The organism is Streptomyces sp. 549, assembly GCF_030124175.1.
GTDB lineage: Bacteria > Actinomycetota > Actinomycetes > Streptomycetales > Streptomycetaceae > Streptomyces.
In genome coordinates this window covers 17834-34931 of record NZ_JASKMT010000017.1, presented here as the reverse complement: position 1 = coordinate 34931, position 17098 = coordinate 17834, and the positions used below count along the sequence as shown (strand labels likewise).

The following is a 17098-nucleotide window of genomic DNA, read 5'->3' as shown; positions in this document are numbered from 1 at the left end:
CCGTCCCGCACCGGGCGTGTGCTGGAGGTCCCCTGCGGGGTCAGGCCTCGCGGGAACCCTCGTACATCGACTCGATGGCCTCGGCGTACTCGCGCTCCACGACGGGCCGCTTCACCTTCAGGCTCGGCGTCAACTCACCGTGCTCGATGTCGAGGTCGCGCGGCAGCACGGAGAACTTCTTGATCGTCTGCCACCTCTGCAGGTCGGCGTTGACCTTCTGCACGAAGCCGTCGATCAGTTCGTGGACCTCCGGGGAGGTGACGACCTCGGTGTAGCTGCGGCCCTCCATGCCGTTGGACGCGGCCCACGGCATGATCACCGTCTCGTCCAGGGCGATCAGCGCGCTGCAGAAGTTGCGTCCGCTGCCCAGCACCAGGATGTTGCTGACGAACGGGCAGACCGCCTTGAAGCGGCCCTCGATCTCGGTCGGCGCCACGTACTTGCCGCCCGAGGTCTTGAACACGTCCTTCTTGCGGTCGGTGATCCGCACGTAGCCGTGCTTGTCCACCTCGCCGATGTCGCCGGTGTGGAACCAGCCGTCGCTCTCCAGGACCTCCGCGGTCTTGTCCGGCAGGTTGTGGTAACCGCGCATGACCCCGGGACCGCGCAGCAGGACCTCGCCGTCGTCCGCGATGCGGACCTCGGTACCGGGCAGCGGCCGGCCGACCGTGCCGACGCGGTAGTCCTCGGCGGGGTTGACCGTGACGGCCGCGCTGGTCTCGGTCAGGCCGTAGCCCTCCAGGACGTGCACGCCCGCCCCGGCGAAGAAGTAGCCGATGTCGGGCGCGAGGGCCGCACTGCCGGAGACGCTTCCGCGCAGGTTGCCGCCGAAGGCCGCCCGGATCTTCCCGTACACCAGCTTGTCGGCGACGGCGTGCCGCAGCTTCAGCGGCAGCGGCACCTGGGGCGTGCCCGTCGCGGCCATACTCTCCTGCCGCGTCCTGGCGTAGTCGCGGGCGACCTTCGCCGCCCACAGGAAGATCTTGTACTTGGCACCGCCCTCCGCCCTGGCCCGGCCCGCGATGCCGTTGTAGACCTTCTCGAAGATGCGCGGCGCGGACGCCATCAGCGTCGGCCGGACGGCGGGCAGGTTGGTGACGATGCGGTCGACCCGCCCGTCCACCGCCATCACGTGGCCCGTCCTGATCTGCCCGGAGATCAGCGCCTTGCCGAAGACGTGCGACAGCGGCAGCCACAGGAACTGCACGTCGTCGGAGAGGATCAACCCGGACGACTCCTGCGCCACACCCTGGTACGACCAGCAGTCGTGCACCAGCCGCACACCCTTGGGGCGGCCCGTCGTGCCGGAGGTGTAGATCAGGGTGGCGAGCTGCTCGCGCTCGATGGCCTCAACCGTGCGCTCGATAGCGTCGGGGTGCTGCTCCAGGTACGCCGTGCCGCGCTTCTCCAGCTCGGCGAGCGACAGCACCTCCACGCCCTCCACCAGGGGCGCGTCGGCCGGCACGTCGAAGAGGATCGCGTGCCGCAGCCCCGGCAGACGCTCCGCGGTCGCGGCCACCTTGGCCAGCTGCTCCGCGTCCTCCACGAAGATCGCCCGGCTGCCGGAGTCGGAGAGGATGTACTCCGTCTCGTCGGCGTTGGTGCTGGGATAGACGGCGGTGGCGGCGGCGCCGGCGCACATCGCGCCCATGTCGGCCAGAATCCACTCCACCCGCGTGGAGGAGGAGATCGCCACCCGCTCCTCCGGACGGATACCGAGGGACAGCAGACCGGCCGCGATGAGCCGGACCCGGTCGGCGGTCTGCGCCCAGGTGAGCGACACCCATTTCTCGTCATCGGTGGAGCCATCGCCGACCGGCACGGGGTAGCGGTACGCCTCGGCGTTCGGCGTGTCCTCCACCCGCGACAGGAAGAGGTGCGCCACGGAGACAGGGCGGCTTTCGATCTGGGACTGCGCGGAACTCACATCGACCTCCGGGGCGGCGACGCCCACATGGACTTGTTAACTGGCAGGTAACTCGCGAGCTGCGGCGAGACTAAGCGGAAACCGGCCGTTACGTAAGAGAGGAAGCTGCGGGACTAGCGGGATGGAACGGTGCACAGCGGGTGTTTACGGACACGAACCGGTCCGGCGGAGTGGGGCGGTGACACCAACCGGGCGGTACTTCGGACTGGCATCATGCCGTGATGATCGACGACCAGCGCAAACACCCGTCCAAGGTGGCGACGGATCGTGCGTCCCTGACGGCCTTCCTCGACTACCAGCGCGCCACGCTGGCCCTGAAGTGCGAACGTCTGACCGGCGACCAGCTGAAGCAGCGAGCGGTTCCCTCGTCGAAACTGACCCTTCTCGGCCTGGTCCGGCACATGGCAGAGGTGGAGCGCACATGGTTTCGGCAGGTACTGAAGGGTGAGACGGTCAACGGCCTGTGGCCGGACTTCGGCGGTGACCACGGCGAGTTCCACGTGGAGGATGCCGACAGGGAGGAGGCGTTCTCCGCCTGGCGCACCGCGTGCGAGGAGGCCCGCGACGTGGTGAGCACCTTCCCGTCCCTGGACGCCACGGTGGACTTCCGAGGTGAGGCCATCTCCGTCCGATACGTCCTCACGCACATGATCGAGGAGTACGCGCGCCACAACGGGCACGCCGATCTGCTGCGGGAAGCCATCGACGGCGAGGTCGGCGAGTAGGCCACCGGTCGTCCCGGTGACGTCGTCCGCTCGACTCCCGTCCCGGTCGCGTCCCGCGTTGTGGGCCGCGACCCGCAGTCCGGGCCTGTCCCGCCAACGCGCCTGCCCCGCAGCGCGGTCAAAGGTTCAGTTCCGCCCAGACGGTCTTGCCCACCGGGACGCGCCCGACCGTGCCCCAGCGGGAGGCGAAGGCCGCCACCAGGACCAGTCCGTAGCCGAACTCGGCGACCACGGGCGGCAGCCGCACCTCGGTCGGCGGGAACTGCTCGTCGCGGGCGTCGGACACCTCGATCCGCAGCACGTCGCCCCGCCGCAGCAGGCCCAGCTCGAAGTCCCGGCCCCGGACGGACCCGTGCCGGACGGCGTTGGCGCACAGCTCCCCGACGATCAGCTCGACGGCACGGGAGGCAGGGGTCCCGTAGAGCAGCACCCGCCATGTGTCGAGCCGTTCGGCGGTCAGCCGCCGCGCCAACCGGGCGCCCCGGGGAGTGGAGGTGAAGCGCATGCGGAACAACGTGCCGCACTCGGTCGAAGGATTGTCTGCTGTCACACGGTAACCGTCCGGTCACTGCACCTACTCTGCACAGATCAGCTCGGAGTACCGATGCACGACGTACGGACCGGAGCGATCCCGTACGGGACCAGTACGGGACGGGGAACGGGGAGGCCGACAGCGCATGGGACGGACACTGAGGACACGACCGAACGAGGACACCCGGCCGGAAGCGTGGCGCTGCTACGGGCGGCTGCTCAAACTCTTCCGGGAGCAGGCCGGCATGACGCAGCCCGCACTCGCGGAGGCCGTCGGCTACTCGCCGGAGCAGGCCGCGTCGGTCGAGCAGGGCCGCCGACCGGCGAAGATCACCTTCACCGAGGCAGCGGAACGCGCGCTCAACGCACGAGGAGCGCTGCTCGCCCTCCAGGAGGAGGTGGAGCTGGCCAAGCTGCCGAAGTTCTTCCAGGACTTCGCGAAGATCGAGCTGGAGGCGGTCAGCCGGTTCCAGTACGAACCCCAGCTGGTACCGGGCCTTCTCCAGACCGAGCACTACGCCCGCGCGGTGTTCGACGGCCACTGCCCCACGCTCGAACCTGACATCCTCGAACAGCACCTGGAAGCCCGACTCGAACGGCAGAAGCTGCTGACGCGCAAACCGATGGTCCAGTTCTCCTTCGTGCTGTGGGAACCCGCCCTGCGGAACCCGGTGGGAGGGCGTGAGGTGCTGACCGAGCAGCTTCGGCATCTGCGGGAGGTGAGTCGGCTACCCAACGTGGAAGTACAGGTGATGGGGGCCAACGTCGGCATGCACCCCGGCGCCAGCGGACCGCTGGTGGTGCTTGAGACCTCCGAACACAGGCAGGTCGGCTACTTGGAATCGCAGGGCATCGGCACCGTCATCACCGAGCCGAGCACGGTCAGTTCCTTTGGTCTTCGGTATGGCAAGCTGCGATCGCGGGCACTCAACTTGGAGGAGTCCGCACGGCTGATCGAGCAGGGAGCAGGAGAGCGATGAGCAGCGAACCAGCCTGGTTCAAAAGCAGCCACAGCGGACCCGAGGGCGGCAACTGCCTCGAAGTCGCCATCTCCTGGAAGAAGTCCACCCACAGCGGTCCCGAAGGCGGCGACTGCGTCGAGGTCGCACGATGCCCTGCGGTAGTCCACGTCCGCGACAGCAAGCAGGCCACCGGTCCCCACCTCACCCTCGCTCCGGACGCCTGGGCCGCGTTCGTCCAGCTCGCCCGCCAGAGCTGAGCCACGCGATGAGCCGCCATCTGAGTTGGTTCAAGAGCAGCTACAGCGGCAGCGGCGGCGGCGGCGGGGACTGCCTCGAAGTCGCCGTCTCCTGGGAGAAGTCGAGTTACAGCGGCCCCGACGGCGGAGACTGCGTCGAGGTGGGACGGTGTGCTGAGGCGGTCCACGTCCGCGACAGCAAGCGCACCGCTGGCCCTCACCTCACCCTCACTCCGGACGCCTGGGCCGCGTTCGTCCAGCTCGCCCGCCAGAGCTGAGCCACGCCCGGAGGGCGGGGCAACGTCGGCGGGGCTGTTCCGTGTTGCCCGGAGTCGCCGTCCGTCTGAGTACACGCCCCCGGATCTGAGTACCCGGGCGGCTGTGCGGCACCGGCCGCCCGCGTTGGATGGGGCCATGAACGTATCCGCACCCGTCCCCGCTCCTACGGTTCGGGCCGAACCGCCCAAGGACCGCACGCGGTTGTGGGCCTCCATAGCCGCCGTCCTCTTCCTTCCCGCTGCCGCGCTGGCGAGTGTCCTGGTGCTGGCCTCGGCGCAGGCCTCACGATGTCTCACATACGGGGAGAACTGTGCTTCCGGGCTACCGGAATGGCTTTTCTGGTGGAGCGCCGGCGTCGGTGCCGTGGCGCTCCTCACCGCGCTGGCCGCAACGGCCCTGCGGATGCGGCAGGCAGCGCTCGCCGTCCAGATCTTCGCCGAGAGCACGGCCCTGATGGTGATCCTCAGCCACGGGTGACCACACCCCTCCCGAGAGGGTCAGCGGTGGCCGAGGACGTTGACGACGCGGCCGTTGGGGTCCCTGACGAAGAAACGGCGCACGCCCCACTCCTCGTCGGTGAGGGGGTGGACGATGGTGGCGCCGCTGGCAAGGACGGATGCGTAGACGGCGTCCACGTCGTCCACCTCGACGCTCATGTCCGCCTCGACGGGGGCGGTGCGGTCCTCGGTCACGAAGGTGATCTGCGCGGTGGGGTTGATCGTGGAGGCCATCGTCATCACCCAGCCCTGCTCCATGACCTCCTCGAAGCCGAGCAGCCCGTAGAAGTCGCGGCTCTGCTCGAAGTCCTCGCAGCGGACGTCGGGTACCACTCGGCGGACGGACATGTGCGGCTCCCGGTAGGTCGATTCACCCTTGCGGTGGATTTGTCCTACACCCTGGCATACACGGTGTACGTTGGGTGATGTTCCGCCTCGCCTCCGTGACGAGGCGGCCCCCGGCAGGTGAGCCAACACCACGCCGAGGGCCTACACCGCACAAGTGGAAGAGACCCACCGACGATGCCCTGCGATGTTAACGCGCCGCCGCGCGCCGCCTTCCTGCAAACGCCGGAAGCCCTCATCGACGACTGCTCCCTGACCGACGCCGCGCTGCGGCTGCTCCAGGCGATGGTCAAGCTCCCACCGCGCAATGCCCGCAACAGCGACGCCGTCGCCCGCACCCTGCGCATGGGCAAGGAGAAGACGAACGCCGCCCGCAAGTCGCTGCGCCTGCTGGGCCACTGGCACGCCCGCAAGCGCCAGAACGGGCGCGGCGAGATCCGCGACCAGCGCATGGCGTCGCTCGTCCCGCTGCGGACCCCCGACGCGCTCGCGGCGGCCTGGGCAGCAGCGGAGGAGGCCGCCCGACTCGGCAAGGACACTGCGGCGTCCCGCCGTTGGGGCGTGCGCATCCTCAACTCACGGGAGTGGCAGGCGGACGGCCGTTCTGCGGCAGCGACCGCACGAGTAGGGGCAGCGAGGACGGCGCCCACCCCACGGATGACGCCCGAGCCGTCCGCCTCGCCTCCGCTGTTGGCTCGGCGACCGGCCGCCGGTCGGACCGCTGCCCCGCCCACCCGGCGGCGTCCTCCCGAGGGGAGTCAGATTGAGGAGAACCAGACCCCCCTCCCCCTCCCCGCAGCGACCGGCAGCGTCAGCGTCCCGGCGGCAGCCGCCCCGGACGCCTCCGCCCCTCGCCCGTTCGCCCCTCGCCCGTCGGCGTCTCGTCCGCCCGGCTTCGGACAAGACCCCTCCGCGCCCGATGCGGCGGACCCCCGGACGCCGCTCACACAACTCCCCGCGCTGACCGGCGTGTTCGCCCGTTACGCCGAGCACGCCGAATGTGTGCTGCGCTCCCTCCAGCACAGCGATCCCCAACTCGCCCTGCCGTCCGACAAGCTGCCGGAACTCGCACAGCTCGCCGGTCAGTACCTGCTGCGCGGACGACGTCCGGAGGCGATCCGCCTCGCCGTGGCCCAGGGCCTGCCTGCCGAGGGCGTGCGCTGCCCGGCGGCGTTCGTACGCCAACGCCTGCTGCGCTACCTGCCGCCCATCCCGGCCTGGTCCCTGCCCGACCGGCCCGCCCCCACGTCACCACCGCGCCCCCGCACGGGACCGGACGAGCCGCTGGTCCGCCCCGACGGTCCGGCCGACCTCATCCGCCAGGGCCACGGCTGGCGCGCCGCCCTGCGCGTCGCAGCCGACCAGCACGACAGGCGACGGCCCCAGGGAGACACCGCCTCGCCCGCACGTCAGGCACCTCACGAGGAGACCACGGCGTCTCCGCCGGAGCCCTGAGTACCTGCTTCTGCACCCCAGTCCGCTCAGATCGAGCGCGGGGGACGTATTTTGATGCTGTGGAGAGACGACGCTGGTTGTCCGCGATCAACATGTGGGTCACGTGGTGGGCGGCTGTTACCGCGGTCCTCTGGCTCCTGGGCAGGGTCTCCGGTCAACCGACGGACCTCTCGGGGTGTGCGGCGGGTGCTGTGCTGGTGATCGTTGTAGGTGAAGTCGGCGATCAACTGCGGCGGCGCTTCTTCCCGCGCCGGGATATGGGCTGACGGTTCGGCCGGCCAGCGCCCTAACCCGTCTGCCTGTGCGGGGTGAGACACCTTGGCTTGAGGGTGATGACTGCCGGAGCGATCAAGGTTCCGGAGTGCCGTCTCGACCGGGTTCCACCGGACCGGGCCGGCTCCCGTTCGGGCTCAGATCGTGGTGCTGCACCGATCCACTGCCTCGCATGTCGAATCCCCCCGGGTTCTTACGGAAGTAGAACATCGTCCGCCGCTCGGCGGCCCTACCACCGAGGCGCGTCTAGGGTCAGGGCGTGCGGTGCGCGGTCCGCGTGCCGGGCGTCGGAACCGCGAAAGGAACCATCCACCATGCGCCTCCCGCGCTCCCGCGCAGTGTCCGCCGCGCTCTGCGTCCTCACCCTGACCGCCGTCACCGCCGCCTGCGGTGGCGGCACGGACGAGTCCGACAGCGGCACCGGCAAGGTGACCGAGTCCGACCCCGCGCCCTCCACCCCGGGCGACGGCGGGCAGCAGGACGGCGGCCAGGAACCGGAGGGCGACGAGGCCGGCTCCGGCAACGTGCCGAAGGAGCTGGCGTTCACCGCCTCCACCCTGGACGGCGACGACTTCGACGGAGCGTCGCTGCACGGCAAGAACGCCGTGCTGTGGTTCTGGGCACCGTGGTGCACCGTCTGCGCGGCGGAGGCCCCGGCGATCAAGAAGACCGTCGAGCAGCACGGCGACGACGTCACGTTCGTCGGCGTGGCCGGCAAGGGCCGGACGGACGAGATGAAGAAGTTCGTCGGCACCCACGACCTGGGCGACTTCGCCCACACCGTGGACGAGGACGGCTCGCTGTGGTCGCGGTTCGGCGTGACCGCGCAGCCCGCGCTGGCCTTCGTCGACAAGACCGGCAAGGTCGAGGTCGTGCCGGGCACGATGAGCGAGCAGGCCCTCAACGCACGTGTCGGGAAGCTGACCGGCGAGTGAGTTCGGTCCCGTACGCACTGGCAGTGACGGCCGGCATGCTGGCCGCCGTCAACCCGTGCGGCTTCGCCCTGCTGCCCGCCTACCTTGCGCTGTTCGTCGGCAGCGGCGACCCCGGAGACCGGCACGAAGGCCAGCCCGGGGCCGCTGCGGGTCGCGCGACGGCCGGGGCAAGGCTCGGCGCGCTGCGCCGGGCGGCGGTGGCCACGGCGGCCATGACCGGCGGGTTCGCCCTGGTCTTCGGCGCGTTCGGACTGGTCGTGGCGCCGCTGGCGCTGTCGGTGGAACGCTGGCTGCCCTGGGTGACGATCGTCATCGGCGCACTGCTGCTCGGCACCGGCGCCTACCTGCTCACCGGACGCGAACTACGTGTACCCGTCCCGAAGTTGAAGCCGAGGCCCGGAGGCAGGCCGTCTGACTCGGCGGCGTCGCTGGGCCTGTACGGGGTCTCCTACGCGATCGCCTCGCTGTCCTGCACGGTCGGCCCGTTCCTGGCGCTGACGTCCACCGCCTTCCGGGACGGAAGCGTGCTCGGCGTCACCGGGGTGTTCCTCGCCTACGCCCTCGGCATGGGCGCGGTCGTCGGCGTGCTGACGCTGGCGGTCGCCCTGTCCCAGGAGGCGGTGATCGCCAGGGTCCGCCGGGCGCTGCCGTACGTGACCCGGGCCAGCGGCGCCCTGCTGCTCCTGGCGGGCGCCTACGTCGCGTACTACGGCTGGTACGAGGTCAGGGTACTGTCCGGCGGCTCGGCCGACGACCCGGTGGTGGGCACCGCCACCGAGTGGCAGGGCGACCTGACGCGCTGGCTCAACGACCTCGGGTTCGCACCGGTGGCGGTGACGGCCCTGGCCCTGGTCGCCGTGCTCGCGGTGGTCGGCGTGGCCCGCCGCCGCAGGCGGAACCGGCAGCCGGCCGGGCACTGACCGGGCGCGCTAGGTGGGCTACTCTCCCTGGCCGTCTTCGCCGTCAGCCCAGCACGTCGCGCAGCCAGCGGGCCGCGCCCGCCGGGTCAGGTGCGGACGGCACACCCTCCGGCGTCGGCGGGCGGCGGACGACAACCACGGGAATGCCCGCCTCACGGGCGGCGGTGAGCTTGGCGGCGGTCGCCGGGCCACCGCTGTCCTTGGTGACGACGACGTCGATCCGGTGCCGCCGCAGCAGGTCGCGTTCACCGTCGAGGGTGAACGGCCCCCGGTCGAGCACCACCTCCATGCGGGCCGGGTGCGGCGGCTCGGGAGGGTCGACGGAACGGGCGAGGAACCACAGCCCGTCCAGGTGGGCGAAGGCCGCCAGGCCCATGCGCCCGGTGGTGAGGAAGACCCGCTCGCCGAGCGCGGGCAGCTCCTCTGCGGCCTCCGCCAGGGACGCCACCGAGTGCCAGTCGTCACCCGGACCGGGAACCCAGCCGGGCCGTCGCAGCGCCAGCAGGGGAACATGGGCATGAGCAGCGGCTTCGGCCGCGTGGAAACCGATCGTGCCGGCGAAAGGATGGGTGGCGTCGATGAGCGCATCCACCCGGTGCTCGCGCAGCCAGCGGGTCAGCCCCGCCGTGCCGCCGAAGCCCCCGACGCGCACCTCGCCCGGCGGCAGCCGCGGGGAGGCGACCCGTCCGGCCAGCGAGCTGGTCACCCGCAGCCCGGGACGCGCCCAGCCCACCAGCTCGGCGGCCAGCCGCCGCGCCTCCGCCGTCCCGCCCAGTACCAGCACGTGCCGCCGGGCTGACGAAGTTCCGGGCGCGGGCGGCTGCCCGGGGGTGCCGTCGGACGGGACGGGTGCGGTGTTCACGGGGGACCTCCATGCCTGAGCACGCACACTCTGCCCCGCCCGAGCCGCCCGAGCCAACCGGGAACGGTGCCGGAGATGCCCCCGCAACCGCCGCCGGGGGCCGCAGCGCGCAGCTCAAGCACACCGGGCTGCGCTCGGGCTGGACGACGGGCGCCTGCGCGACGGCGGCAACCACCGCCGCCTACACCGCACTGCTGACCGGCGACTTCCCCGACCCGGTCACCGTCACCCTGCCCAAGGGCCACACGCCCGCCTTCGCGCTCGCAGTCGAGGAGCTGGCCGAGGGCCGGGCCACGGCCGGGGTCGTCAAGGACGCGGGCGACGACCCGGACGTCACGCACGGCGCCCTGGTCCGGGTCACCGTCACACCGCTGCCGCCCGGTTCGGGCGTGGTGTTCCGGGCCGGTCCCGGCGTCGGCACGGTCACCAAGCCGGGTCTGCCGCTGCCGGTTGGCGAACCGGCCATCAACCCGGTACCGCGCGACCTCATGCGCCGCCACGTCGCGGAGGTAGCCGCCCGCCACGGCGGCAGCGGCGACGTGTGCGTGGAGGTGTCCATCGACCACGGCGAGGAGATCGCCCGCAGCACCTGGAACCCGCGACTGGGCATTCTCGGCGGCCTGTCCGTGCTGGGCACGACCGGCGTTGTGGTGCCGTACTCCTGCTCGGCGTGGATCGACTCCATCCGGCGCGGTGTGGACGTGGCACGCGCGGCGGGACGCACCCACGTGGCGGGCTGCACCGGCTCCACCTCCGAACGCACCGCCGCCGCCGAGCACGGCCTGCCCGAGGACGCGCTGCTCGACATGGGCGACTTCGCCGGTGCCGTCCTGAAGTACGTCCGGCGGCACCCCGTGGACCGGCTGACGATCTGCGGCGGCTTCGCCAAGCTGTCCAAGCTCGCCCACGGCCACCTCGACCTGCACTCGGCCCGGTCGCAGGTCGACAAGGGCTTCCTCGCCGCACTGGCCCGACGCGGCGGCGCCGACGAGGCGCTGGCCGCCGAGGTGGCGGCGGCCAACACCGGCCTCGCCGCACTACAGCTGTGCGCCGCCGCCGGGGTCCCGCTCGGCGACCTGGTCGCCGCCACCGCCCGCGACGAAGCGCTCGCGGTCCTGCGCGGCGCCCCCGTGACGGTCGACGTCATCTGCATCGACCGCGCCGGCACCGTCGTAGGCCGCGCGGAGCCCCGGGGACCGCAGGGCACCTGACCTGGGGCGATCTCGACAGCCCTCTGCCCGCCCCGGAAGGGTCTCGTCCTACGATTCGGTCCATGAGGATCACCGTGCGGTCGGCTGACGCGACAGATCTGCCGTCTCTGCTTGCCCTCTTCAGCGAACTGAACCCGGACGATCCGTCCCTGCCACAGGAGTCGGCCGATGCCCTCTGGGCGGAGATCTCCGCCCAGCGCGGCCGAACCGTACTGGTCGCAGAGCTGGACGGGACTGTCGTCGGCACTGCGGACTGCATGGTCCTGCCGAACCTCACTCGTGGCGGCCGATCAATCCTCTTCGTCGAGAACGTCGTGGTCGCACGATCCCGCCAGCGGCAAGGAATCGGACAACGGCTGATGGAGACGGCTGTACGCCTCGGCGAATCAGCCGGTTGTTACAAGGTTCAGTTGCTGGCAGCCGATGACGCGTACGTGCACTCGTTCTACGAGTCCTGTGGATTCCGGTTCCTGGCGCACGGCTTCCGGCGCTACATCGGAGAGCACCAGCTCGGCGGCACCACAACCTGACAAGGTCCTCGCCGGGCTGGGCCGGCAGGGCGAGGCCAGTTCGCAAGCGCACTGCCCGGGTAGACCTGAGCCGATCCAAACCCTCCGGGGGCCGGGTTACGATGCAGGTAGGTCCTCCTTCACATGAGCGATGGCCAACGGTGGGCGGCCCAATCCGTCCACCCCGCCCAGCTCGGCGCCCCTGTGCGCCGCCGCCGGGGTCCCGCTCGGCGACCTGGTCGCCGCCACCGCACGCGACGAGGCGCTGGCACCGTCCTACTCGACGCATCCATGACGGCGGACGTCATCTGCATCGACCGCGCCGGCACCGTCGTGGGCCGCGCCGCCCCCGAGAGCCGCGCGGGTCCCAGGGGCCGCACGGCACAGCACCGCGTTGACGCACGAGGTCGGCGGCTTCGCGACGGTGCATCGCCCGGACTTTTGAAGTAGATTTGAAGTCATGACCGCCACGCATGCTGAAGCGAATTTCTCCGAGCTCATCCAGAAGCCGAAGGACACGGTCGCCCGCATGCAGGGATCCGCCCGTCAGGGGATGCGCCTGCACCGCCGCGGCGAGGACGACCTGTACCTGACGACGGCGGAGCGAGCCGACCAGGCGACCGAGGTCGTCGACTCCACCACCAGGCTCTTCGTCGCGATGATGAAGGCTGACCCGAGCGCGGTGGACCTGCTCACCCGCGTCTTCCCGGAGGCGTTTCCCTGGGTGCGCTTCCTGCCGGAGGACGCCGTCCGGGAGTTCCTGGTCGAGTTCGTGGACACCGCCCGAGCGGCCTCTGACCTGGGCACCGTTGGGCCTTTGGCGCCTCTGATCTCTTCGTGGAAGGCTACGGCCGAGATCTACTCCGATCCGGCGCTTCGCCAGAAGCTGCAAGAACCCGTGGAGGACGACTTTGGCCCTGTGGACGAACCGCCTGCCGATGCCAAGTAAGGCAGTCGCCGAGTGACGCCGAAGCGGGGGGATTCCGTCGCCCCTCCGGCAGTCGGAGACGAGTTCGATGTTCGCTATTCGACGAACGAGGCGATCAAAGGGTGGCAGGATCTCTGCGCTCAGGAACCCGGGAACACCCACTGGGCCTGGATTCAGATGCGCCAGAACGCGGGGTGCCGCTCCGAGGGGCCCACGAGCCGACACTTCCGGTTGAAGCGGGAGCTGGCGACGGGCGTGCACGCAGGTCGTGAACTGCCGCAGTGGCAGCTCGAGGTGCTCAACGGCGGCCGGGTCTGGTATCTGCTGGACGCAGAGAAGCGGATCTGCTGGGTCAAGCTGGCGAGCCGAGGACACCCGAAGCAGACGGAATGAGCTTGCGGAGCCCTTTCTCTTGTACCCAGGTGTCCGCTCAGCGCATCCCGCCCTCAGGGGCGGACTCCCCACGCAACGCCCACGTAAGCCCCGTCACGATCCGCTACCCGACGTCCCCACGCGCCTCGCCGTCCGTCCCCTCGCACGTCGCGTGCGGGCGGTCGCGGTCGGCGGAGTAGAGGTGGCTGTCGCGGAACTGCTCGGCGCCAAGGGTGCGGCCGACCATGATGACCGCGGTGCGGGTGATGCCTGCGTCCTTGGTGAGGGCGGCGATGGTGTCCAGGGTGCCGCGCAGTACCACCTCGTCCGGGCGGCTGGCCATGGCGACGACCGCCGCCGGGCAGTCGGCGCCGTAGTGCGGCAGCAGTTCGTCCACCACGCGGTCGACGTACCGGGCGGCCAGGTGAAGCACCAGCAGCGCGCGGCTGCGGCCGAGCGTGGCCAGGTCCTCGCCGTCGGGCATGGCGGTTGCCTGCTGGGCGATGCGGGTCAGGATGACGGTCTGGCCGACGGTCGGCACGGTCAGTTCCCGCTTGAGTGCGGCAGCGGCGGCGGCGAACGCGGGCACGCCCGGCACCACCTCGTACGGCACCCCGGCGGCGTCGAGCCGCCGCATCTGCTCGGCGACGGCGCTGAAGACGGACGGGTCGCCGGAGTGCAGCCGCGCCACGTCCTGGCCGGCGCGGTGCGCGGCGACCAGTTCCTCGGTGATCTGGTCGAGGTTGAGCTGCGCGGTGTCCACCAGCCGTGCGTCCGGCGGGCACTCGGCGAGCAGTTCCCGCGGCACCAGGCTGCCCGCGTACAGGCACACCGGGCAGGCGGCGAGGGTACGTGCGCCGCGCACGGTGATCAGGTCGGCGGCGCCGGGACCTGCACCGATGAAGTAGACCGTCATCGTCCTTCGTCCTTCGTCAGTCTTCGCAGTCAGTTGGCGCGGGCTTCGCGCCGCCCGAGGCGGGCTTCTCGGCGGCCCACTGGGTTACCGGCATGGCCTGGCGCCAGCCGGTGAAGCCGCCCACCGGCTTGGCATGGGCCACCGCCAGCCGGACGAGTTCACCGCCGTGGACGCGGTAGCGCTCGGTGAGCAGCGCCTCCGACTCCAGGGTGACGGTGTTGGCGACGAGTCGGCCGCCGGGCCGCAGCGCCGCCCAGCAGGCGTCGAGCAGGCCGGGCGCGGTCAGGCCGCCGCCGATGAACACGGCGTCGGGCGTGGGCAGCCCGTCGAGGGCCTGCGGGGCGCGGCCGGTCACCACGCGCAGGCCGGGCACGCCGAGCGTCTCGGCGTTGCGGGTGATGCGGGCGGCGCGGACCGGGTCGCGTTCGACGGTCACCGCCCGGCAGGAGGGGTGGGCGCGCAGCCACTCGACGGCGATCGAGCCGGAACCGCCGCCGACGTCCCACAGCAGCTCGCCGGGGGTCGGGGCGAGCGCGGCGAGGGTGGCGGCCCGCACGTGCCGCTTGGTGAGCTGGCCGTCGTGCTCGTAGGCCTCGTCGGGCAGGCCGGGGACGACGGGCAGCCGCAGCGCGCCGGGGGCCTGGCGGCAGTCGACGGCGACGACGTTGAGCGGGTCGCCGGGCGGCGCGTCCCAGGTGTCGGCGGTTCCCTCGATGGCCTGCTCGCGGCCGGCGCCCAGTTGCTCCAGGACCCGCAGGCGGCTCGGCCCGAAGCCGCGTTCCCGCAGCAGGCCCGCGACCTGGGTCGGGGTGTCGCGGCCGGCGCTGAGGACCAGCACCCGGCAGCCGTCGTGCAGTGCGGAGGCCAGCCCGGCGAGCGGGCGGCCGACGAGCGTCACGACGGCGGTCGTCTCCACCGGCCAGCCCAGGCGGGCACAGGCGAGCGAGACCGACGAGGGGTGCGGCAGGACGTGCAGCCGGTCGGCGCCGATCGTCTCCGCGAGGGTGCGGCCGATGCCGTGGAACATGGGGTCGCCGCTGGCCAGGACGGCGATGCGGCGGCCCTCGCGGGAGGCGATCAGGCCGGGCACGGCCGGTCGCAGCGGGACGGGCCAGGTGAGGCGTTCGCCCGCACAGTCGGCGGGCAGCAGGTCCAGTTGCCGGGGGCCTCCGACGAGCACCTCGGCGTCGAGCAGGGCCTGACGGGAACGGGCCGGCAGTCCGGCCCATCCGTCGGCGCCGATGCCGACGACGGTCACCGGGTGCGCGGCGGGCCCGGCCGGGCCGCCGGTCTGCGGCGCGGGGGGTGCGGGGCTCAACTCCGGTACCTCTGGTTCAGGGGGCGCGGGGGGCGGAACGGAAGCCCGACTTTACTTTCCGGCCGCCCCGGCCCTCCGGCCGGGGCGCCCCCGTCCGCGGTCATCCCCCGCGACCGCCGGCCCCGGAACGCGGCGTGCTCCCGGCCTGGTGGGGCCGGGAGCTGCCGCACTGCGGGTACTGCGGTGGAGCGGGTGCTGCGGTGGAGCGGGTGCTGCGTTCACTTCGGTGTGAGGGTCATGCGGGTGCCGCCCGAGCTCCGGGACCCGCGGGGGGCGACGGCGTGCGGCCGTCGCCGCTGCCGGGTCAGCGGCAGTAGTTGACGTGCTTCAGGTTCTTGACGTAGCGGGCGGTGACCCAGCCCTTGCGGTCGGCCAGCTTGTACCAGATCTGGTTGCCGTGGACCCACTGGCCCTTGACCTTGCAGGCCAGCTTGACGTGGGCACCGTGGTTGAAGCCGCCGAGCGCGTAGGAGGCGGTGGTGGCCTTGGCGCGGATCTTGACGCCGCTGCGCGCGACGACCTTGCCGTACGCGTAGCGGGGGTGGGCCAGGGTCTGGGCCTCCTCCTGGACCTCGGTCTGCGCCGCGGCGGCCTGCACCTCTGCCGGCTCCTCGTCCATCGCGATCGCCGGCGTGGCGGCGAGCAGGCCGGCGGCGAGCGCACCCGAGGCGAGGGCGGCGGCGATCTTCCGGTTCTTCAACATGGGCCATGTCTCCTTGTCGAACGTCCAGGCGAAGGGAAAGCGAGTGCGCCCGATGCGGCACCGGACTGCCTTCCCGACGACGACGATGCGGGCAGCCGCCGCCCAAGGTGTCGTCGCCATACCGTCAAGTCACCCGATAAGCCCACCGCCGGACCGCGCCGCGCCGAGCAGCACGGGGCGGATCGGAGCACTGGCGGGGGCGTGCGGAAGCGCGCCCACAACGCCACAGTGAGGGGGCGAGATGCGGGCGGGGGTGGGGCCGGGCGGAAGCGCGACCGGTACGCGGTCAGCCGGCGAGCGCACCGCGCACGAGGCTCCTGCCCGAGTGCTCGGGGCTGCCGTTGTAGGGCTGGTCGGAGACGTCGACCTGCGAGTACTCGCCGATGTCGACACCGGGCGGCAGCGGCAGCGAGGCCGTGCCATCGCCGTGCAGCACCCCGATCGAGATCAGCTTCTTGCCGTCCGCGTCCATCAGCCACACCTCGAAGAAGCCGGAGGTGCGCGGCAGCCCCTCCACACGGATGCGCACCTCCCGGGCGGACGGGTCGGACAGCCGTTCCAGCCGTACCGTGCCGACCGCGTCCAGGTCGGCGGGCAGCGGCGAGAGCGTCACGTCCGGGCCCGCCTGCATGGCGGGCGCCGGATCGCCGCCGCCGAGCAGGTGCGTGGCGGTGCCGCCCAGCACGGCGCCCGCCGCAAGGCAGGCTGCGGCCAGCAGCGCCGGCCGCCGGGAGCGCCGCGGCTGCCCCGCAACGGGACCGGCTGCCGCAGGGCGAGCGGACGGACCGGCGGACGAGCGAGCGGACGGGCCACCGGGCATGGCCGGACCGCCGGGAGTGTCGGCAGCGGTCGCGTCCGGGTCGGCGTCGGTCGTGTCCGGGCTGCCGTCAGCATCGTGGGAGAGCGCGGCGGCGATGCCCTGCCAGACGCGGGGCGACGGCGGGGTGGGGCGGTCCGCCTCGGGGGCGGCGGTGCGGGCGGCCCGCACGACGCGGCGCAGCACGGCCAGTTCCGTCCGGCAGTGCGCGCACGCGTGCAGGTGCTCGGCGGTGGGCCCCTGGGCCGACTCACCACCGAGTGCCAACTCGCTGAGTTCCGCGGGCTCTATGTGCCTCACCGCCGACCTCCTCACCTGTATCTGTTCGAGGAGCTGAACGCCCCGGCGGCTGACGGTACGTAGGGGGCCGGCCGGCC

Annotated in this window: 20 protein-coding genes and 1 pseudogene; 13 read left to right on the top strand and 8 right to left on the bottom strand. The window is 71.9% G+C overall.

Annotated elements, in window-relative coordinates; genetic code table 11:
* Positions 1–40: 40 nt before the first annotated feature.
* Positions 41–1927 carry an AMP-dependent synthetase/ligase gene (locus tag QNO07_RS18805; RefSeq protein WP_283993325.1) on the bottom strand — a complete coding sequence of 629 codons (1887 nt, stop codon included), beginning with the start codon at positions 1925–1927 and terminating at the stop codon, positions 41–43.
* Between the two features lie 221 nt (positions 1928–2148).
* Between QNO07_RS18805 and QNO07_RS18800 the strand changes: the two genes are divergently transcribed.
* Complete coding sequence (locus tag QNO07_RS18800; protein ID WP_283993324.1) at positions 2149–2652, top strand: DinB family protein; 504 nt, start codon at positions 2149–2151, stop codon at positions 2650–2652.
* 118 nt (positions 2653–2770) lie between these two features.
* Here QNO07_RS18800 and QNO07_RS18795 read toward each other — a convergent pair whose 3' ends face one another.
* Complete coding sequence (locus QNO07_RS18795) at positions 2771–3202, bottom strand: ATP-binding protein (RefSeq protein ID WP_283993322.1); 432 nt, start codon at positions 3200–3202, stop codon at positions 2771–2773.
* A 127-nt stretch (positions 3203–3329) separates the two neighbouring features.
* Here QNO07_RS18795 and QNO07_RS18790 point away from each other — a divergent pair, with 127 nt between their 5' ends.
* The 4 genes from QNO07_RS18790 (at position 3330) to QNO07_RS18775 (ending at position 5137) form a co-directional block, all read left to right on the top strand.
* Positions 3330–4163: a helix-turn-helix domain-containing protein gene (locus QNO07_RS18790; RefSeq protein ID WP_283993321.1), complete on the top strand. Its 834-nt coding sequence runs from the start codon at positions 3330–3332 to the stop codon at positions 4161–4163.
* Positions 4160–4402: a DUF397 domain-containing protein gene (locus QNO07_RS18785; protein ID WP_283993320.1), complete on the top strand. Its 243-nt coding sequence runs from the start codon at positions 4160–4162 to the stop codon at positions 4400–4402. The genes QNO07_RS18790 and QNO07_RS18785 overlap by 4 nt, the downstream gene beginning before the upstream one ends.
* An 8-nt stretch (positions 4403–4410) precedes the next feature.
* The gene (locus QNO07_RS18780) at positions 4411–4659 is read left to right on the top strand and encodes a DUF397 domain-containing protein (protein ID WP_283993318.1); all 249 of its coding nucleotides are present in this window, start codon (positions 4411–4413) and stop codon (positions 4657–4659) included.
* 136 nt (positions 4660–4795) lie between these two features.
* A complete protein-coding gene (locus QNO07_RS18775; protein WP_283993317.1) occupies positions 4796–5137 on the top strand; it encodes a hypothetical protein in 342 nt (113 codons plus the stop codon).
* Between the two features lie 20 nt (positions 5138–5157).
* Here the strand turns inward: QNO07_RS18775 and QNO07_RS18770 are convergent, their stop codons facing one another.
* Positions 5158–5505: a VOC family protein gene (locus QNO07_RS18770; RefSeq protein WP_283993316.1), complete on the bottom strand. Its 348-nt coding sequence runs from the start codon at positions 5503–5505 to the stop codon at positions 5158–5160.
* Between the two features lie 174 nt (positions 5506–5679).
* Here QNO07_RS18770 and QNO07_RS18765 point away from each other — a divergent pair, with 174 nt between their 5' ends.
* The 3 genes from QNO07_RS18765 to QNO07_RS18755 all read left to right on the top strand — a co-directional run bounded on the left by QNO07_RS18765 (position 5680) and on the right by QNO07_RS18755 (position 9085).
* Positions 5680–6957 (top strand): hypothetical protein, encoded by a 1278-nt coding sequence (locus QNO07_RS18765; RefSeq protein WP_283993315.1) that lies wholly within the window; start codon positions 5680–5682, stop codon positions 6955–6957.
* 587 nt (positions 6958–7544) lie between these two features.
* The gene (locus tag QNO07_RS18760) at positions 7545–8165 is read left to right on the top strand and encodes a redoxin domain-containing protein (RefSeq protein WP_283993314.1); all 621 of its coding nucleotides are present in this window, start codon (positions 7545–7547) and stop codon (positions 8163–8165) included.
* The gene (locus tag QNO07_RS18755; RefSeq protein ID WP_283993313.1) at positions 8162–9085 is read left to right on the top strand and encodes a cytochrome c biogenesis CcdA family protein; all 924 of its coding nucleotides are present in this window, start codon (positions 8162–8164) and stop codon (positions 9083–9085) included. Before QNO07_RS18760 ends, QNO07_RS18755 begins: the two co-directional genes overlap by 4 nt.
* A gap of 43 nt (positions 9086–9128) precedes the next feature.
* On the opposite strand, the gene QNO07_RS18750 is transcribed toward QNO07_RS18755, so the two are convergent.
* Positions 9129–9869, bottom strand: a complete 741-nt coding sequence (locus tag QNO07_RS18750) for a cobalt-precorrin-6A reductase (protein ID WP_283993411.1) — start codon at positions 9867–9869, stop codon at positions 9129–9131.
* Positions 9870–9958: 89 nt separating this feature from the next.
* On the opposite strand from QNO07_RS18750, the gene QNO07_RS18745 reads away from it, so the two are divergent.
* The 5 genes and pseudogenes from QNO07_RS18745 to QNO07_RS18725 all read left to right on the top strand — a co-directional run bounded on the left by QNO07_RS18745 (position 9959) and on the right by QNO07_RS18725 (position 12988).
* Positions 9959–11158 (top strand): cobalt-precorrin-5B (C(1))-methyltransferase, encoded by a 1200-nt coding sequence (locus QNO07_RS18745; protein ID WP_283993312.1) that lies wholly within the window; start codon positions 9959–9961, stop codon positions 11156–11158.
* A gap of 62 nt (positions 11159–11220) precedes the next feature.
* On the top strand, positions 11221–11688 hold the full coding sequence (locus tag QNO07_RS18740) for a GNAT family N-acetyltransferase (RefSeq protein WP_283993311.1): 468 nt from the start codon (positions 11221–11223) through the stop codon (positions 11686–11688).
* 181 nt (positions 11689–11869) lie between these two features.
* Positions 11870–12033: pseudogene (locus tag QNO07_RS18735) on the top strand (cobalt-precorrin-5B (C(1))-methyltransferase); the annotation flags it as partial.
* A gap of 94 nt (positions 12034–12127) precedes the next feature.
* Entirely contained in the window at positions 12128–12616 is a 489-nt protein-coding gene (locus tag QNO07_RS18730; protein WP_283993310.1) for a hypothetical protein, read from the top strand.
* A 210-nt stretch (positions 12617–12826) separates the two neighbouring features.
* On the top strand, positions 12827–12988 hold the full coding sequence (locus QNO07_RS18725) for a hypothetical protein (RefSeq protein WP_283993309.1): 162 nt from the start codon (positions 12827–12829) through the stop codon (positions 12986–12988).
* Positions 12989–13091: 103 nt separating this feature from the next.
* Here QNO07_RS18725 and cobM read toward each other — a convergent pair whose 3' ends face one another.
* The 4 genes from cobM to QNO07_RS18705 all read right to left on the bottom strand — a co-directional run bounded on the left by cobM (position 13092) and on the right by QNO07_RS18705 (position 17021).
* Positions 13092–13883 (bottom strand): precorrin-4 C(11)-methyltransferase, encoded by a 792-nt coding sequence (gene cobM, locus QNO07_RS18720; RefSeq protein WP_283993308.1) that lies wholly within the window; start codon positions 13881–13883, stop codon positions 13092–13094.
* A 16-nt stretch (positions 13884–13899) separates the two neighbouring features.
* Positions 13900–15201, bottom strand: a complete 1302-nt coding sequence (gene cbiE / locus QNO07_RS18715) for a precorrin-6y C5,15-methyltransferase (decarboxylating) subunit CbiE (RefSeq protein ID WP_283993307.1) — start codon at positions 15199–15201, stop codon at positions 13900–13902.
* A 304-nt stretch (positions 15202–15505) separates the two neighbouring features.
* Positions 15506–15904, bottom strand: a complete 399-nt coding sequence (locus QNO07_RS18710; RefSeq protein ID WP_283993306.1) for an SH3 domain-containing protein — start codon at positions 15902–15904, stop codon at positions 15506–15508.
* 286 nt (positions 15905–16190) lie between these two features.
* Positions 16191–17021, bottom strand: coding sequence for an anti-sigma factor (locus QNO07_RS18705; protein WP_283993305.1), 831 nt, complete (start codon positions 17019–17021; stop codon positions 16191–16193).
* Positions 17022–17098 lie beyond the last annotated feature (77 nt).

Bases quoted from the DNA above. Each gene is read 5' to 3' on its own strand.
- QNO07_RS18745 (WP_283993312.1), top strand. From the start codon at position 9,959: ATGCCTGAGCACGCACACTCTGCCCCGCCCGAGCCGCCCGAGCCAACC.
- QNO07_RS18740 (WP_283993311.1), top strand. From the start codon at position 11,221: ATGAGGATCACCGTGCGGTCGGCTGACGCGACAGATCTGCCGTCTCTG.
- QNO07_RS18760 (WP_283993314.1), top strand. From the start codon at position 7,545: ATGCGCCTCCCGCGCTCCCGCGCAGTGTCCGCCGCGCTCTGCGTCCTC.
- QNO07_RS18775 (WP_283993317.1), top strand. From the start codon at position 4,796: ATGAACGTATCCGCACCCGTCCCCGCTCCTACGGTTCGGGCCGAACCG.
- QNO07_RS18770 (WP_283993316.1), bottom strand. From the start codon at position 5,505: ATGTCCGTCCGCCGAGTGGTACCCGACGTCCGCTGCGAGGACTTCGAG.
- QNO07_RS18780 (WP_283993318.1), top strand. From the start codon at position 4,411: ATGAGCCGCCATCTGAGTTGGTTCAAGAGCAGCTACAGCGGCAGCGGC.
- QNO07_RS18710 (WP_283993306.1), bottom strand. From the start codon at position 15,904: ATGTTGAAGAACCGGAAGATCGCCGCCGCCCTCGCCTCGGGTGCGCTC.
- cobM (WP_283993308.1), bottom strand. From the start codon at position 13,883: ATGACGGTCTACTTCATCGGTGCAGGTCCCGGCGCCGCCGACCTGATC.
- QNO07_RS18790 (WP_283993321.1), top strand. From the start codon at position 3,330: ATGGGACGGACACTGAGGACACGACCGAACGAGGACACCCGGCCGGAA.
- QNO07_RS18800 (WP_283993324.1), top strand. From the start codon at position 2,149: ATGATCGACGACCAGCGCAAACACCCGTCCAAGGTGGCGACGGATCGT.
- QNO07_RS18765 (WP_283993315.1), top strand. From the start codon at position 5,680: ATGCCCTGCGATGTTAACGCGCCGCCGCGCGCCGCCTTCCTGCAAACG.
- QNO07_RS18730 (WP_283993310.1), top strand. From the start codon at position 12,128: ATGACCGCCACGCATGCTGAAGCGAATTTCTCCGAGCTCATCCAGAAG.
- QNO07_RS18785 (WP_283993320.1), top strand. From the start codon at position 4,160: ATGAGCAGCGAACCAGCCTGGTTCAAAAGCAGCCACAGCGGACCCGAG.